At 47.1% G+C, this 17,610-nt stretch carries 13 protein-coding genes; 5 read left to right on the top strand and 8 right to left on the bottom strand.

Annotated elements, in window-relative coordinates; translation table 11 throughout:
* Window positions 1–185: 185 nt before the first annotated feature.
* The 3 genes from thrA to thrC all read left to right on the top strand — a co-directional run bounded on the left by thrA (window position 186) and on the right by thrC (window position 5,092).
* Window positions 186–2,645 (top strand): bifunctional aspartate kinase/homoserine dehydrogenase I, encoded by a 2,460-nt coding sequence (thrA, locus tag ACWA50_RS07555; RefSeq protein WP_431051266.1) that lies wholly within the window; start codon window positions 186–188, stop codon window positions 2,643–2,645.
* 11 nt (window positions 2,646–2,656) lie between these two features.
* Window positions 2,657–3,601, top strand: a complete 945-nt coding sequence (thrB, locus tag ACWA50_RS07560) for a homoserine kinase (RefSeq protein WP_431054316.1) — start codon at window positions 2,657–2,659, stop codon at window positions 3,599–3,601.
* Window positions 3,602–3,796: 195 nt separating this feature from the next.
* Window positions 3,797–5,092 (top strand): threonine synthase, encoded by a 1,296-nt coding sequence (thrC, locus tag ACWA50_RS07565; RefSeq protein WP_431051268.1) that lies wholly within the window; start codon window positions 3,797–3,799, stop codon window positions 5,090–5,092.
* A 502-nt stretch (window positions 5,093–5,594) separates the two neighbouring features.
* Here the strand turns inward: thrC and ACWA50_RS07570 are convergent.
* The 8 genes from ACWA50_RS07570 to ACWA50_RS07605 form a co-directional block, all read right to left on the bottom strand.
* Complete coding sequence (locus ACWA50_RS07570) at window positions 5,595–5,735, bottom strand: IS1/IS1595 family N-terminal zinc-binding domain-containing protein (protein ID WP_431051270.1); 141 nt, start codon at window positions 5,733–5,735, stop codon at window positions 5,595–5,597.
* A gap of 94 nt (window positions 5,736–5,829) precedes the next feature.
* Complete coding sequence (gene bioB / locus ACWA50_RS07575) at window positions 5,830–6,837, bottom strand: biotin synthase BioB (RefSeq protein ID WP_431051272.1); 1,008 nt, start codon at window positions 6,835–6,837, stop codon at window positions 5,830–5,832.
* Window positions 6,838–6,921: 84 nt separating this feature from the next.
* Entirely contained in the window at window positions 6,922–7,569 is a 648-nt protein-coding gene (gene thiQ, locus ACWA50_RS07580; RefSeq protein WP_431051274.1) for a thiamine ABC transporter ATP-binding protein, read from the bottom strand.
* Window positions 7,541–9,154: a thiamine/thiamine pyrophosphate ABC transporter permease ThiP gene (gene thiP, locus ACWA50_RS07585; protein ID WP_431051276.1), complete on the bottom strand. Its 1,614-nt coding sequence runs from the start codon at window positions 9,152–9,154 to the stop codon at window positions 7,541–7,543. The genes thiQ and thiP overlap by 29 nt, the downstream gene beginning before the upstream one ends.
* A 7-nt stretch (window positions 9,155–9,161) precedes the next feature.
* Window positions 9,162–10,169: a thiamine ABC transporter substrate binding subunit gene (thiB, locus tag ACWA50_RS07590; protein WP_431051278.1), complete on the bottom strand. Its 1,008-nt coding sequence runs from the start codon at window positions 10,167–10,169 to the stop codon at window positions 9,162–9,164.
* A 208-nt stretch (window positions 10,170–10,377) separates the two neighbouring features.
* Window positions 10,378–11,193 carry a PPK2 family polyphosphate kinase gene (locus ACWA50_RS07595; RefSeq protein ID WP_431051280.1) on the bottom strand — a complete coding sequence of 272 codons (816 nt, stop codon included), beginning with the start codon at window positions 11,191–11,193 and terminating at the stop codon, window positions 10,378–10,380.
* A gap of 10 nt (window positions 11,194–11,203) precedes the next feature.
* The gene (locus tag ACWA50_RS07600; RefSeq protein ID WP_431051282.1) at window positions 11,204–11,659 is read right to left on the bottom strand and encodes an RrF2 family transcriptional regulator; all 456 of its coding nucleotides are present in this window, start codon (window positions 11,657–11,659) and stop codon (window positions 11,204–11,206) included.
* 165 nt (window positions 11,660–11,824) lie between these two features.
* Complete coding sequence (locus tag ACWA50_RS07605) at window positions 11,825–13,300, bottom strand: YdgA family protein (RefSeq protein WP_431051284.1); 1,476 nt, start codon at window positions 13,298–13,300, stop codon at window positions 11,825–11,827.
* A gap of 354 nt (window positions 13,301–13,654) precedes the next feature.
* Between ACWA50_RS07605 and dnaK the strand changes: the two genes are divergently transcribed.
* Together dnaK and dnaJ are read left to right on the top strand one after the other, a co-directional pair.
* On the top strand, window positions 13,655–15,568 hold the full coding sequence (gene dnaK, locus ACWA50_RS07610) for a molecular chaperone DnaK (protein ID WP_431051286.1): 1,914 nt from the start codon (window positions 13,655–13,657) through the stop codon (window positions 15,566–15,568).
* 128 nt (window positions 15,569–15,696) lie between these two features.
* Window positions 15,697–16,824, top strand: a complete 1,128-nt coding sequence (gene dnaJ, locus ACWA50_RS07615; protein ID WP_431051287.1) for a molecular chaperone DnaJ — start codon at window positions 15,697–15,699, stop codon at window positions 16,822–16,824.
* Window positions 16,825–17,610 lie beyond the last annotated feature (786 nt).

Consider the following 17,610-nt stretch of genomic DNA (forward strand, 5'->3'; position numbering starts at 1 on the left):
AAAAATTAACCAAATTATGCAAAACAACACTATCACTATGACCACCATGATTATTACCATGCGCAAGTACGTGGCGGGTTAGTGTTGCATAACGAAATCAAGAGAACCCGCACCGGCAAGTGCGGGTTTTTTAGTATTTAAGAAAAATATTTAAAATCAACATATTAGAAAACCAGGAGAAGATTATGCGAGTGCTTAAATTTGGGGGAACGTCGTTGGCGAATCCGGAACGCTTTTTACAGGCTGCCGGGCTGATCGAACAGGCGCATTTAAAGGATCAGGCGGCGGGCGTGCTGTCCGCACCGGCGAAAATCACCAATTATCTGGTGGCGTTGGTGGAAAAAGCGGTTGCCGGAGAAGCCTTTGAACATGATTTTAACGAAGCCCTGCAAATTTTCTATCGCATTATTGACGGTCTTTACCTCGCCAATCCCAAACTCGACAAAATCGCTCTTCTGCACGTTATTGATAACGAATTCACACAACTGAAAACCATATTAACCGATATTCAGCGCAACAAACGCTGCCCTGACAGCATTAATGCCACCATTTTATGCCGTGGTGAAAAACTCTCGATTGCGATGATGAAAGCGTGGTTCGAGGCTAAAGGCTATCAAGTCACGCAAATCGATCCGGTGGAAAAACTGGTGGCGAAAGGCACTTATTTGGAGTCGTCGGTCAGTATCAGCAAATCCAAGCCGCGCGTTGACGCCGCTTCGATTCCGAAACAGCATATCGTGTTAATGGCAGGTTTCACCGCCGGTAACGAGCAAGGCGAATTGGTGCTGTTGGGGCGCAACGGTTCGGATTATTCCGCGGCGGTGCTGGCGGCGTGTTTAGATGCCGATTATTGCGAAATTTGGACCGACGTAGATGGCGTTTACACCTGCGATCCGCGCTTGGTGCACGACGCACGCCTGTTAGACAGCCTGTCTTATCAAGAAGCAATGGAGCTTTCTTATTTCGGTGCGAAAGTGATCCACCCGCGCACAATCGGACCTTTGGTGCGTTGCAGTATTCCGTGCGTGATTAAAAATACCGCCAATCCGGACGCACCGGGTACATACATCAACAATGACGTAAAATCCGACAGTTTGCAGGTGAAAGGGATCACCAATCTGGACAACGTCAGTATGTTCAATATTTCAGGGCCGGGTATGCAGGGCATGGTCGGCATGGCGGCACGGGTGTTCTCGACCATGTCGAACGCCGGCATTTCGGTGATTTTGATCACCCAATCCTCGTCCGAATACAGCATTAGTTTCTGCGTGCCGGGCAAATCGGTGGCAGTGGCGAAAACCGCACTTGAGCAAGAATTCGCCTATGAATTGGAACATAAACAGTTAGAACCGTTGGAAGTCACCGATAATCTGTCGATTGTCTCCGTGGTCGGTGACGGCATGAAGAAAGCCAAAGGCGTGGCGGCGCGTTTCTTTACCGCACTTGCCAAAGCCAATATCAATATTGTGGCGATTGCGCAAGGCTCTTCCGAACGCTCGATTTCGACCGTTGTGCCGCAAAACAAATCGGTGCAAGCGGTGAAAGCGACCCACCGCGCGCTGTTCACCCATCATCAAGTGGTTGACGTGTTTGTGGTCGGCACAGGCGGCGTAGGCGGCGAGTTGGTCGATCAAATCCAGCGCCAAACCGAGTATCTGGAAAAGAAAAATATTGCGATCCGAGTGTATGCCTTGGCGAACTCGAAACATTTATTATTAAGCGAACAGCCGTTGGATTTAACAAACTGGCGTGAACAACAGGCACAAGCCGACGGCGAATATTCGGTTGAGCGTTTGGTGAAATTTGTACAGGATAACAATATCGTCAATCCGGTGCTGGTGGATTGCACCTCTAGCCAAGAGATTGCCAATCAATATGTCAGTTATTTGAGGGCCGGTTTCCATGTGGTGACGCCGAACAAAAAAGCCAACACCTCCGATGTGGATTACTACCTGCGCCTCAGAGCGGTGGCGGCGCAGAATCAGCGCAAATTTATGTACGACACCAATGTCGGCGCCGGTTTGCCGGTGATTGATAATCTGCAAAAATTGCTGGCGGCGGGGGACGAAGTGCTGCAATTTGACGGCATTTTGTCCGGCTCGCTGTCATTTATTTTTGGTAAATTAGAGGAAGGCTTGAGCCTGTCGCAAGCGACCGCACTTGCCAAAGAAAAAGGCTTCACCGAGCCTGATCCGCGTGATGATCTGTCGGGCAGCGATGTGGCGCGTAAGTTGTTGATTATCGCCCGTGAAAACGGTTTAATGCTGGAACTGGACGATGTCGAAGTGGAAGGCGTGTTGCCCAAAGGCTTTGCCGACGGCAAAAACGTCGCGGAGTTTATGGCGCAGTTGCCAGAACTGGACGCAGAATTTGCGCAACGGGTTGCCGAAGCGGCGGCAAATGGGCAAGTGTTGCGCTATGTCGGGCGCTTAGACAACGGCAAATGTAAAGTCTCAATTACCGCGGTGGACGGGGATAATCCGTTGTACAAAGTAAAAAACGGCGAGAATGCGCTAGCGTTTTACACCCGTTATTACAACCCGATTCCGTTGTTGTTGCGCGGTTACGGCGCAGGTAACGATGTGACCGCGGCAGGGATCTTTGCCGATATTCTGCGTACCTTACAAAACGGAGGCGGCAACTAATGACGCAGGAATTGTTGAGAGTATATGCCCCGGCGTCGAGTGCCAATGTCAGCGTCGGCTTTGATACCTTAGGCGCGGCGATTTCGCCGATTGACGGCTCGTTATTGGGCGACGTGGTGCAAATTGAGGCGATAGCCAGCGGGTTTGAATTGGAAAGCGCCGGTTATTTCGTACGTAAGCTGCCGAAAGAGCCGCAAAAAAATATCGTCTATCAAGCCTATGTATTGTTCAGCGAACGCTTGAAACTGCGCAACAGAAAAGTGCGGTCGCTGCGTTTAACGCTGGAAAAAAATATGCCGATCGGCTCGGGTTTAGGCTCAAGTGCCTGTTCGATCGTGGCGGCATTGGTGGCGTTGAATAAATTTCACCAAGAGCCGTTTTCCAAAATGGAATTGTTGGAAATGATGGGCGAACTGGAAGGGCGGATTTCCGGTTCGATTCACTATGACAACGTTGCGCCGTGCTTTTTGGGCGGCGTGCAACTGATGGTGCAGTCATTGGGCAATATCAGTCAAACCTTGCCGTTTTTTGACCAATGGTATTGGGTGCTGGCTTATCCGGGGATCGAAGTATCCACTGCGGAAGCGCGCGCGATTTTGCCGAAAAGTTACAGCCGTCAAGACGTGATCGATCACGGGCGTTATTTGGGCAGTTTCGTGCATGCTTGCCACACCCAGCAGGAAAGTCTTGCCGCGTTGATGATGAAAGACGTGATCGCCGAGCCGTATCGCGAGCAGTTATTGCCGAATTACGATAACGTGAAACAAGGCTGCCGCGATCTGGGCGCATTGGCAACCGGCATTTCCGGTTCGGGCCCGACCATTTTTGCGATTGCGCCGGATTTAACCACCGCCGGCAAAGTTTCAACCTATTTGGAAAACAATTACTTACAAAATAACGAAGGCTTTGTCCACGTTTGTCAGGTTGATAATCAAGGCGCAAGGCTGTTAGACTAGAGCGATTTCACTACTTTGGTATAGCAGATTTTATATACAAGGGGCGGATTATATATCCGCCTGTTTACGAAGTGCGGTATAAGCATTTATCAACAAAGGAAAAACATAAAGTGCGGTGCGGGCGGATATATAATGCGCCGCTACGTTGGCTAGGTTTAATCAGTGAACAGCAAATCATAATCAAAGGATTTTTTAATGAATTTATACAATATCAAGCACCCGGAAGAACAAGTCGGTTTCGCACAAGCGGTGCGCCAAGGGCTAGGCAAAAACCAAGGGTTGTTTTTCCCTGAGGTGATTCCGCAATTAGACAATGTCGAAGCCTTGCTGGATCTGCCGCTGGTCGAGCGCAGCCAAGCGATTTTATCGGCACTGATCGGTGCCGAACTGCCAAGTGCGGTCTTGAACCAAATCATCAGCGACGCGTTCACATTCCCGGCGCCATTGGTAAAAGTGGCGGAAAATATCTATGCCTTGGAACTGTTCCACGGTCCGACCTTAGCCTTTAAAGATTTCGGCGGACGTTTTATGGCGCGCACACTGGCGGCGATTCGTGGCGAGGGCAAAATCACCATTTTAACCGCCACCTCAGGCGATACCGGTGCAGCCGTGGCGCACGCGTTTCATGGGTTAGATAATATTGAAGTGGTAATTCTCTATCCAAAAGGCAAAATCAGCCCGTTGCAAGAAAAACTGTTTTGCACCTTGGGCGGCAATATCCGCACCGTGGCGATCAACGGCGATTTTGACGATTGCCAAGCGTTAGTCAAAAAGGCGTTTGACGATCAAGAATTGCGCGAAGCGATTGGTTTAAATTCCGCAAATTCGATTAATATCAGCCGCTTACTGGCGCAAGTGTGTTATTACTTTGAAGCGGTGGCGCAACTGCCGCAAGAAAAACGCAGCAATGTGGTGGTGTCCGTGCCGAGCGGCAATTTTGGTAACTTAACCGCAGGCTTGATCGCCAAGTGGTTAGGCTTGCCGATTAAACGGTTTATCGCCTCAACCAACGCCAACGACACCGTGCCGCGCTATTTGCAAAGCGGAGAATGGCAGCCGCATGCCACCGTGGCAACCTTATCCAATGCGATGGACGTGAGCCGCCCGAACAACTGGCCACGGGTGGAGGAAATCTTTAAACGCAATCACTGGCATTTAAGCGAACTGCATGCCTACGCACGCAGCGATGTGGAAACCGAAACCGCACTTCAAGCCATGAAAGCCAAAGGTTATTTATGCGAACCGCACGGCGCAATTGCTTATGATACCCTAACTGCGGATTTACAAGCCGATGAAACCGGGATTTTCCTTTGCACCGCCCACCCGGCGAAATTCAAAGAGAGCGTGGATCGCATTCTAAAATTGGATCTGCCGTTGCCGCAAGCCTTGGATAAACACAACAAACTGCCGCTGTTGTCTGATGAAATGGAGAATGATTTTGCGCGGTTGCGGGCGTATTTATTGAGGCATAGTAGACAAAAAGGTTGGTAATTTTTTAGACACTATGCTCTATTGGACAAAAAGGTTGGTTTTGGTGATTTCGTTGCCAAAATCAACTCCTTATATTCAAAAAATCCTGAATAAACATAATTTTATTTCGCCTATTCAACCCATTATGTACCGATAATTTTTGCTTTAAGTCTTGGAATAAGCCCTCTAATCGATTTGTCGTTTTTTCTATCCGTAATTCAGGGTATTTCTCAAAAGTAAACAGGTAGTCCATGTAACATTTAATACTGGCGTAAGCCCCTCTCAGTTTGCGATGTTTGTAGGATATTTTCCCTTGTTATCGGCGATTTCAGACCGTTATTCCAAGTAGGCTTTATGCCGTAACAACCAGTGATGTAAGCGGATATAAAATGTATTTTTGTGACTATTTTTCAGCGTTTTCACCACGACTTTCAGCTCTTTTCCGGCAACTGATTTAGGGTTTCTCGTTAATTTTCTGATGACCATAACAACCAAGTGAAATTGGCACATTTGGGGCGGGGTATCAAAAATATCTTTCAATAATCCACGCCATCCGTTGCAAGTAATAGAACGTGAAAATGCGTTGGCAATCGTTGCATTTATATCTCTGAATTTCGGCTTTGAATCCGTATTTATGGTAAGTGTAACTACTGCAAAAAAGCACTTTTTTTAGTCATTTTTGTAAAACTCACTCAAAGCCTTATACTGTAAGGCTTCAAGTGAGTTTTGACCAACCTTTTTGTCTACTATTCCTATTTTTAAACCGTGACTTTCCGGTTCTGCTCCGTTTCCGGCTCAAGATCCAGTTTTGCCATCAGCAGTTGATCGCCGTCTTCTTCGGGATTGCCGGTAACCAACAGCTTATCGCCATAGAAAATCGAGTTTGCGCCTGCCATAAAACACATCGCCTGCATACTTTCCGACATCCCCTGACGACCGGCGGAGAGACGCACATAACTCTGCGGCATGGTGATACGGGCGACGGCGATGGTGCGCACGAATTCGGTCCAATCCAGTTCTTCCGCATCCATTAACGGCGTGCCTTCGACTTTGACTAATTGGTTAATCGGCACCGATTCCGGTTGCGGATCCAGATTGGCGAGGCTGGCGATTAAACCGGCGCGTTCTTTGCGGGTTTCATTCATACCGACAATGCCGCCGCAGCAGACTTTCAGCCCCGCAGACCGCACTTTACCAAGGGTATTGATGCGATCGTCAAAGCGGCGAGTGCCGATCACTTCATGATAATGTTCCGGTGCGGTGTCGAGGTTGTGGTTGTAGTAATCCAAACCGGCGTCTTTTAATTGTTCCGCCATGCCGTCTTGCAATAAGCCGAACGTGCCGCAGGTTTCCATGCCCAATGCTTTCACCGCTTTGATGATTTCGGTGATTTTCGTCACGTCTTTCGGTTTCGGACCGCGCCACGCCGCGCCCATGCAAAATCGCCCGGCACCACGTGATTTGGCGATTTTGGCTTTTTCCACGATTTCCTCAATCTCTAATAATTGCTGGTTTTGCACCCCGGTTTGGTAACGCGCCGATTGCGGGCAATAGCTGCAATCTTCCGGACATCCGCCGGTTTTAATCGACAACAGGGTTGAAAGTTGAATCGCTTGCGGATTGAAATGTTCGCGGTGCACTTGTGCCGCTCGATAAACTAACTCTAAAAATGGGGTTTCAAACAAGGCTTCGACTTTGCACACCGACCAATATTCCAAACTTGGATGCGGTGTCAGTCGGCTGAGTTCAACTTGTTGAATAGTCATAAGATATCCTTTACTTGATTGATATATTTTAAGCCAAAGATAGTAACGGAAAACAACGAATAAGTTCAACCGCTTTACGGTTTTTCAATCAACCGCACTTTGCTTGACAATTTGCCCGTTCGCCACGGTTAAAGTGCGGTCGACAAAGTGCGCTACTTCTTGCGGTTGGTGGGTGACCATCAGCAAGGTGGTGTTTTTCCGTTGGCAAATTTGTTGTAACAGTTGCAACATCTCACCCCGCAGCGTACTGTCGAGGGCGGAAAACGGTTCGTCTAATAGCAAGATCGGTTTATCACGCAACAAACAACGGGCGAGTGCCACCCGTTGTTTTTGCCCGCCGGACAGTTGATCCGGCAGCCGCTTGAGAAAATCGGTTAATCCGACTTGCTCGGCAATTAACCGCACTTGTTGTTGCTGTTGCGGATTAATTGTTAAATTCGGCTGTAAACCCAAAATAATATTTTGTTCCACGCTTAAATGGTTAAACAGATTATTTTCCTGAAACAACATCGACACCGGGCGCAGGTGCGGTTGGCTGTGCGTGTGATCTTCACCATTCAGCCGAATCATGCCGCTGTCGGCAAATTCAAACCCGGCGATTAAATTTAACAATGTGCTTTTGCCGGCACCGCTGGCACCGATAATCGCCACCTTTTCCCCCGCGGCAACGCTTAAGTCAAACTGCATTGGCATTGCTTGATAATTAAAGGTCAATTGGTTGAGATGAATCATGGTCTTTCTCGATAAATAAAAATGTTAGCGCACAGAGTATCAGTAATACCAAGGCGGTCACCGCCGCTTCTTGTGAACGGTAGTGCCCCAATTGTTGGTATAACAGCCGTGGCAGCGAGCTGAAATCTTGGTTGCCAAACAGCGCAATGGCGGTGAAATCGCCCAGTGAGAGGGTGAAGGCATAGGCATAAGCGCTGCGAATCGGTTGGCGTAATTGTTGCCATTCGATGATTTTCCAACGTGTCCAACCGCGAATGCCTAGCGATTGGCACAGTTTTTCGTAATACAGCATATTGTTTTGAAACGGCGCGGCTAAAATCCGTAGTACGAACGGCATGGCGATCAGCGCATTACACAGGGCGACAATCAAAAACAGGTGAAGAGTGGAAAAATCGATCGTTTGCAGCAATAAAAACAGCCCGATTGCCAATACTAAAGTGGGAATCGCTAAGATCATCATGCCGATATTCAGCATGCTATCCGCACTTTTGCGGTAGTAGTGCCAACGCAGTTGGCGCACGGTCAACAGCAGGGCGACACTCAAACTCACGGCAATCAACGCGGCGACCGGGGCAAGCGTGAGCGAATAACCGAGGGCTTGCCATAATTGTGCGCTTTGCCACACTTGCCATAATGCCGGCGAGCGTAAACCGCTATACACAATATTCAGCAGCGGCAGGGCGATAAACAAGACAACCAGTAACAAAATCAGCGCATGGAGAAACTGAAAAGTGCGGTTGAAGGCTTGCGGTTGATAGCGGTATTGCGCTTTACTGAGCACAGTGGCGGTATGGCGGCTGAAATAGGCGTTAGTTTGAAACAGTACAAAACATAAAGCGAATTGAACCAGTGCCAGAGTTGCCGCTTTGCCCAAATCAAAATCAAAGGTGATGGCTTGAAAAATCGCCACTTCCAAGGTGGTGTATTTCGGCCCGCCGCCGAGGGTTAATACAATCGCAAAACTGGTGAAGCACAGCATAAAAATCAAGGCAAACACCGGCAATAGCTGTTGGCGCAGATAGGGAAATTCGATTAAGCGGAAAAAATCCAGATTGCGGATATTGAGTTGCGCCGCCAATTGCCGTTGTTGAACGGGAATGCTGTGCAGCGCTTGTAGGAATATTTTACTGGCGAGCGGTAAATTAAAGAACAAATGGGCAATCAAAATGCCGCTTAAACCATAAAAGTGCGGTTGCCAATCCAGTTGCAGCCATGCCAGCAGCTGATTGAACCAGCCGGACAAGCCGTAAACGCCGATTAAGCCGAACACCGCCACCAGCACCGGCAGAACAAAGGTCAGCGATAAAATCTTCAATAGCCGATTTTTACCGATAAAGGTGCGGTGAAACAGCGCATGGGCGGTGAGCAAGCCGCCGGCGAGCGACAACAGCGCCGACAACAGCGCTTGCCACAAACTGAATTTGAGGATATGCCAAAAGTAACTGTCTTGCCACAGGCTGTGCCAGGTGTCGGGCAGACTGTACTGTAACAATTGCCACAAGCTGTTGGCATAAAACAAGAGTAAAAAACTCACCACGGCCAAACCGGGCAGGCAAGTGGCGAGTGTTAACCGATGGTTGATCATCGCGTGTTTATTGGCTTAGCGCCTGTTGCCAGACTTGAATTTGCGCTTTGCCGTTCTCTTTTTCCGGGAATGGCACGGCAAGGGTTTTAAACGGTGCGAATTGATCGAAGTGCGGTTCGACTTCGGTGTTGATCACCGGCAACATAATATTATGCAAAGCAATGGTTTTTTGTGCCTCAGGGCTGATTAAAAAGGCTAAAAACTGATCGGCAAGGGCGGGGTGTTTGCTGTTTTTCAGCTTTGCCGCCAGTTCGATTTGCACAATATGCCCTTCGCTGAATTCCGCTGCGGTATAATTGTCTTTTTGTTCATGGATTTGGTGATACAGTGGCGAGGTGTTATAACTCAGCACCAGATCCGCTTCGCCTTTCAAAAACGCGCCGTAGGTTTCCGACCAGCCTTTGCCGACGGTCACGGTGTGTTTTGCCAGAGTTTGCCACGCTTGCGCGACCTGTTCCTGCGGATAAACCGCATTCACCCAAGCCAATAAACCCCGTCCGACGGTGCTGGTGCGCGGATCTTGGTAAATCACTTTCAGATCTTGCCGTTCGATCAATTCCGTTAAGCTGCTTGGCGGATTCGCCAATGTTTCGCGATCATAAATAAAAGCATATTGCCCGTAGTCATACGGTAGGAAAGTGCGGTCTTGCCATTCGATCGGCAATGATAAGGCGGCTAAATCAACGTTATTTTCAGCAAACAATTCGGATTGACGTGCTTCCGGCAGCAAGTTGTTATCCAAACCGATAATCACATCGGCTTTACTGTTTTTGCCCTCTAAACGTAAACGGTTAAACAGGGTGACGCCGTCCTCAAACGGCACAAATTTCAGCTCGCATTGGCATTGCTGTTCAAACAGCGGTTTTAATTTTGGTGCCGGCCCCCAGTCGGAGGTGAACGAATCATAACTGTAAACCGTCAAAACCGGCTTATCGGCTGCCAAGGCAACACTGCCGAGACCGGCAAGTGCCAGCGTAAAAATGGTTTTTTGAATGTTTTTGCTGAAATAAGACATGTGGAAATCCTTTTTATATATATCAATGATAAAAAAGGATCGGAGGAGAGTGCTTGCGCGGAAACACAATCTCAAATCCCTTCGCTGCTACTAATCAGATCAGGTTCAATGGGTATTTCTCAGCCTTATCATTGTGGTAGAACAAATAGATAATGCACCCCATGAGAGTGCGTTTATCTTATCTAAAAGAAAATAGAAAGAAAAGGGATTATTCGACGGTTTTCGGCCAGCCGGCGGTATCGACTTGCGGATATTGCATTTCCAGCTTGCGCAGGGTTTCCAATAAGATTTTCATGATAATCACATTGCGTCCGGACTTAGAATCCGCCGGAATCACATACCAAGGAGCATAATCGGTTGAGGTTTGATTGATCACTTTTTCATACTGTTTTTGGAAATCGCCCCACAGCCTGCGATCATCTAAATCGCCCAGATTAAATTTCCAATTCTTTTCCGGGTTATCCAAACGTTCTTGCAAGCGCTCTTTTTGTTCATCTTTGGAGATGTGTAAGAAAAATTTTAAGATGACGGTGCCGGTTTCACTCAGCAAACGCTCGAAATCACGGATATGCCGTAAGCGGCGTTGCTCTTCTTCGTCACTGATCCAACCTTTGACTTTCGTCACCAGCACATCTTCATAGTGGCTGCGGTTAAAAATCACCATTTCACCACGGCGCGGCACCACATTATGCACCCGCCACAGATAATCCCGATCCAACTCGTTCGCCGTCGGGGCTTTGAAATAAGCGGTGCGCACCGCCAGCGGATCGACACTTTGAAACACCGCACGAATGGTGCCGTCTTTGCCGGAGGTATCCATGCCTTGCAGCACGATCAACACTTTGCGTTGATGTTCGGCATATAATAAATCTTGCAGCTGATCCAATTCCGGCGAAAGTGCGGTCAGAATCGCATTGCGCTCTTCTTTGCTTGCGGCAATGTCTTTTTTACCGTTGGTCGAAAAGGTTTTGATGTCTAATTTATTTTTCTCGTCAATCCGGTAATTTTTTACATCAAACGCCATCGGCGGCTCCTTAGTTAACCATGCTATGATTGATTTGCTGTTGATTGAAATGCCGGGCAAACAATTCAGGTTGTTTTAATACGTCACTCAGGCGATATTGTGAAAGATATTGATAAAAGGCCTCAAGTGCCAAATTAAAAATCGAGGGCAGTTGGCAGGCCGGGGTGATACAGCAGGCAACGCCATGATCGCGGCAGCGCACCAGGGAGTCGTCTCCCTCCGCGTTACGGATGACTTCCGATAAATTAATTTCATTAGGGGGACGGGCAAGCTGAATCCCCCCGCCTTTGCCACGGCGTGACAAAATAGTTTGCTGTTTCGCCAGATGATGGATCACCTTCATCAAATGATTTTCCGAAATTTGATAGGCACTGGCGATTTCTTGAATGGTGCACAAGCGATCGTTGTGCAACGCCAAATAGATTAAAACCCTCAGATTGTAATCGGTAAATTTGCTTAGTTTCATGCTGTTAATTATCTTCAGTAAAAATATTATAAAGATTCTAACATAACTCAAATTGTTACGGTTGATCATTATCAAGCATAAGCGGAGAAAAGTAATATTGCCATATGGGAAAGTGGCGAGTCAGAAAAAGGGCGGATCAAAATCTGATCTGCCCTTGTGTTGTGTTTATAATCCACCCATCAAAATCATCATCAAGGTTTGGGCGATGGCTTCTTCGGGGATGACTTCACCGTTGAATTTCAATTCGCCGTTTTCCAGAATCAATTTGGACTGATAGGTTGCGCCGTTGTCGTCGGTGGTCAACGCATTCTGCGCGACAGCCTCTTGCAAGGCGGCATCCAGTTCGGCTTTGGCAGCGGCTTCGGGATTTTCAACGCCGTCCAGTTTGGAGATACTGGTGCTGAAAACCTCAGCGGATTGGCGGTTGATATTGGCATTCATTTCCAGTTTGTCAAACAGCGACAAAAACTTGCCTTGCATTAATGCGGCTTGTTGATCGACCTTGGCGAAAGCCAGATCAAAAGTCAGTTGATTTTCGCCGGCGCTGTTTTTCAATTTAAACAGTTGAATCGAAAAGGTCGGTTGATGTTGTAATAAGCTTAAACCTGCCGCGGTCACTTGCTCTTCTTGCTGTTTTGGATTCGGGTTAGTAAAGGCTTCAATCCCTTGGTTTAAATATTCCGCCGATAAATGACCTAAATTCAGGTTAAGATCAATTTGTCCGAAGTTTTCCCCTTGTGCCGTTAAGGATTCAATGCTGTTATTTATACGGTAATCAACAAAATCATTATTGAGTGTGGTATTGTAATCCAAACGTACATTTTTTAATTGGGTGTTGGCGGGGGTGTAACCTTCAACCGCTTCGTCCGCTTCGTCGTTGATATTCACCAAGCCGATATTAAACAGCTGCTTTCCGTTCGGAATATATTTCCAATTCGTCGGTTTCAGATCCGAATCCAGCGTGACATTTTCAAACGTGAGCGTGCGTTTCACACTGATTTTTTCATAATTGTCGTTGTATTCAGTCGCCGGTACAGTAGAAACCCATTTATCCAATTGCAGTTTAATTAAACCGATACCGTCTTGATTGGTGTCGCTTTCGATATGGATCGGCGTGCTGTTAACGGAAATTTGCTCATTATTATAGTCAAATGCGGCAATGGTCGATGTTTGTTGGATTTGCCCACCGTAACTAATACTGAAATTGCCGCTATACGGTGCTACGCCTTTACTGGCTTTGAACAGTTCGCTGATTGACGGATTTTCAGCCAATTCGGAGCGGGCAGCTGTCAACACCGGCGTTAATTTCAGGCTACTCAAACGCGAGAGTGGCAACGGTCCGTGTTCGGCAGTCGTTTTGAATGGAAAAATGTATTGTTTATTTTCTTCTAAATCAGTAACGATTAAGTGATCTTCAATCTCAGTGGAGAAGAAGTTGCGCTCCAATTTGACATTTTTAACTTCAAAGCGGTAAATACCATGAAACGCCACGTTGTAATTGGCAGCAACTTTCTCATTGTTATTTCTGATGTATTCAGGATATTTTTCTTGCAAGACTTTGCCGGAATACCAAGCGCCGCCAGCCCAAGCTGCAACGAGAACGGCAACGGTAGCGAGAGCGAAAGAAGATTTTTTCATCATTTTTCTCCTGTGAAGATGAAGTTGTCAATTGACTCGATTTTAGTGCACTTCGACAGTATATCGGCAATGGCTAAAAAATACCATAGTTAACCCTCCGGGTTATACTCTCTCTTTAACATCTTAAGCGGAAAAACTATTTTTGCGCAAAACCGCACTTTGCCTCTTGAAGTTTATTTTTTCGGTCTTATTTATTGACACAAGCGTGAGCGGGACGGGGATTTGAGTCGGGTTAAAAAATTGCAGAAATTTTTTAAAACAGAGTTGAAATCCGGTTTTTAGTCCGCATCTTAAAAGCATCGAAGTAATTCGTTTGCTTTGCAGAGAACAAATTTCAGATTTAACAGGAGAAACAAAATGGGAAAAATTATTGGTATTGACTTAGGAACAACAAACTCATGTGTGGCAGTGATGGACGGTGACAAACCGCGCGTGATCGAGAATGCGGAAGGGGATCGTACCACGCCATCGATCATTGCTTATACCCAAGACGGTGAAACCTTAGTCGGGCAGCCGGCAAAACGCCAAGCGGTAACCAACCCGAAAAACACACTGTTTGCAATCAAACGTTTGATTGGTCGTCGTTTTACCGATGAAGAAGTACAGCGTGACGTTAACATCATGCCGTTTGATATTGTAAAAGCCGACAATGGCGATGCTTGGGTTTCCGTCAAAGGCGAAAAAATGGCGCCGCCGCAAATTTCTGCGGAAGTGTTGAAAAAAATGAAGAAAACCGCCGAAGATTTCTTGGGCGAGAAAGTGACCGAAGCGGTTATCACTGTGCCGGCATACTTCAACGACGCGCAACGTCAGGCAACCAAAGATGCCGGCCGTATCGCAGGCTTAGAAGTCAAACGTATCATCAACGAACCGACGGCGGCAGCGTTGGCATATGGCTTGGATAAAGACAAAGGCAACCACACCATCGCGGTTTATGACTTGGGGGGCGGCACCTTTGACTTGTCTATCATCGAAATCGACGATGTGGACGGCGAGAAAACCTTTGAAGTGTTGGCGACCAACGGCGATACCCACTTAGGCGGGGAAGACTTCGATAACCGTGTGATCAACTACTTGGTTGACGAGTTCAAAAAAGAGCAAGGTATTGATCTGCGCAACGATCCGTTGGCAATGCAACGTTTGAAAGAAGCCGGAGAGAAAGCGAAAATCGAATTGTCTTCCGCACAACAAACCGATGTGAATCTGCCGTATATCACTGCGGACGCAACCGGCCCGAAACACTTGAACATCAAGCTGACCCGTGCCAAATTGGAATCGCTGGTGGAAGATTTGGTGCAACGCTCATTAGAGCCGGTGCGTATTGCGCTGAAAGATGCGGATTTAAGCGTGTCTGAAATCGACGATGTGATTTTGGTCGGCGGTCAAACCCGTATGCCGTTGGTGCAGCAAAAAGTGGCTGAATTCTTCGGCAAAGAACCGCGTAAAGACGTGAACCCAGACGAAGCGGTCGCGATTGGTGCGGCGGTGCAAGGAGGCGTGTTGGCGGGTGATGTAAAAGACGTGTTGTTGCTTGACGTTACTCCGTTGTCATTGGGTATCGAAACCATGGGCGGCGTGATGACCAAACTGATCGAGAAAAACACCACGATCCCAACCAAGCACAGCCAAGTGTTCTCCACTGCGGAAGACAACCAAAGTGCGGTAACCATTCATGTGTTGCAAGGGGAGCGTAAACGTGCCGGTGACAACAAATCATTGGGACAGTTTAACCTAGAAGGTATCCAAGCTGCGCCACGCGGCATGCCGCAAATCGAAGTGACCTTTGACATTGACGCAGACGGGATCTTACACGTTTCGGCGAAAGACAAAGGCACGGGTAAAGAGCAAAAAATCACGATTAAAGCCTCTTCCGGTCTGAGTGATGACGAAATCCAACAAATGGTACGTGATGCGGAAGCGAATGCGGAAGCGGATCGCAAATTTGAAGAGTTGGTGCAAGCGCGCAACCAAGCGGATCATCTTGTTCACTCAACCCGTAAACAACTGGAAGAAGCCGGTGAAGCCCTGAGCGGCGAAGATCGCGCCGCAATTGAAAGTGCGGTCAGCGAGTTGGAAACCGCGGCCAAAGGCGAAAACAAAGACGTGATCGAAGCGAAAACCCAAACTTTGATTCAGGCTTCTGAAAAATTAATCGCAGCGGCACAGCAGCAAGCCCAAGCCGGTCAGCAGCAAGCGCAAACCCAAGCGGAGCAAGGCAAAGGCGGCGATGATGTGGTCGATGCGGAATTTGAAGAAGTGAAAGACAAGTAAGCAAATGCGCAGTAAAGAAAGTCAAATTTTCTTTCTTTAAAACAGGTTAGGGCGATGAGTAATCTTCGCCCTTTTGCACATATAACAGAAAAAGACAGTAATAGAAGTAACAAGCGAACGGGAAGACTATGTCAAAGCGTGATTATTATGAAGTGTTAGGCGTTGCGCGCAATGCCGAAGAAAAAGAGATCAAAAAAGCGTATAAACGCTTGGCGATGAAATATCACCCTGACCGCAATCCGGATAACAAAGATACCGAGGCGCAGTTCAAAGAGGTCAAAGAAGCCTATGAAGTGTTGACCGATTCGCAAAAACGTGCCGCCTATGATCAATACGGACACGCCGCATTTGAGCAAGGCGGTTTCGGCGGCAACGGAGGCGGCTTTGGCGGTGCGGATTTCGGCGATATTTTCGGCGATATTTTCAGCGATATGTTCGGCGGCGGTCGTGGTCGCCAGCGTGTGGTACGTGGCGACGATTTGCGCTATGATCTGGAAATTACGCTGGAAGAAGCGGTTAAAGGTACAAGCAAAGATATTAAAATCAATACTTTGGCGGAATGCGACAGTTGCCACGGCAGCGGCGCGCAGGACGGCTCGAAAGTGGAAACCTGCCCGACCTGCCACGGCGCAGGGCGCGTGCGCCGCCAACAAGGCTTTTTCGTCACCGAACAAGCCTGCCCTACCTGTCATGGTTCAGGCAAGAAAATCGAAAAACCGTGTACCAAATGCCATGGCGACGGACGGGTGCATAAAGCCAAAAATCTGTCGGTCAAAATCCCGCCGGGGGTTGATAGCGGCAACCAATTACGTTTAAGTGGCGAAGGCGCAGCGGGCGAAAACGGCGCACCGGCAGGGGATTTATATGTTGTTATCCACGTGAAAGATCATCACATCTTTGAACGTGACGGCAACAACCTGTATTGCGAAGTGCCGATCAGTTTCACCATGGCAGCCTTGGGCGGCGAAATCGAAGTGCCGACCTTAGACGGACGGGTGAAACTGAAAATCCCGGCGGAAACCCAAACCGGTAAACTGTTCAGAATGCGCGGTAAAGGCGTGACTTCGACCCGCAGCCACTACGCCGGTGATTTAATCTGTAAAGTGATTATCGAAACGCCGGTCAAACTCAACGACGAACAAAAAGAGCTGTTGAAACAACTGGAACAAAGTTTGGAGGGCGCGAATTCCCATCGCCCGAAATCCTCCAGCTTTTTAGACGGCGTGAAGAAGTTCTTTGATGATTTGACCAAGTAGCTGAGTGGTTGATTTTGAAATGAAAGTGCGGTTAAGCGAAAGTGATCTGACTCCAAAAGTTTAACCGCCCTTTGTTTTTCAGCAAGGTTTATTTTTCACTAATATATCTCTCTCCGCATGCGGGCATATGCATAAGGAACAGTTTAATTCGCAAAATTTACCCACCATGATGTCATCAACTCAAAAAATCAAATTTCGTATGAAAATAAAGTGTGAATAAACAAAATGAAAATGCAAAAAAATAGAAAGTAATAATTGAAAAATAACCGAACCTATTGTTCGCACTCTTTTTGAATTTTTTAAAATAAGCAAGGTATCCATTGTTATACCAGCCGAGTAATTTTATATTGATTAAATGTGAAATGGCGATTGTAACAATAAAATGAATAGTCAAAAAGAGAGAATTATTTATCGCTATTTCTAAATAGACAATAAGATAAGAAAAAAGGCTCACGATTATTACCCAGGTGAGTGTCAAAAAAAATTTAAATACAAAACGGATATTAAAACCGCTCTCCATATCATCTAGCACCTTACGCCGGCTCCGATAACGTGCGGCGGCACTATGTTTAATTATTGGTATAAATTTTAGTATGCTTTCTAAGCCATACATTAATGGGCGTTCTATCAACATAAAACCAATTTTACAATGCAATCGCCAAGCAAAATAAAATAGGTAATTCCAAAAATATTTTATTTTATTCATATAATGAAATTTAATACCTCAACGCTTCCAACTTTTACAATAAAACTGTTTTCTTATCTAATAATCATAGTGGTAAAATT

The sequence above is a fragment of the Testudinibacter sp. P17/SS/0325 genome (assembly GCF_053570765.1).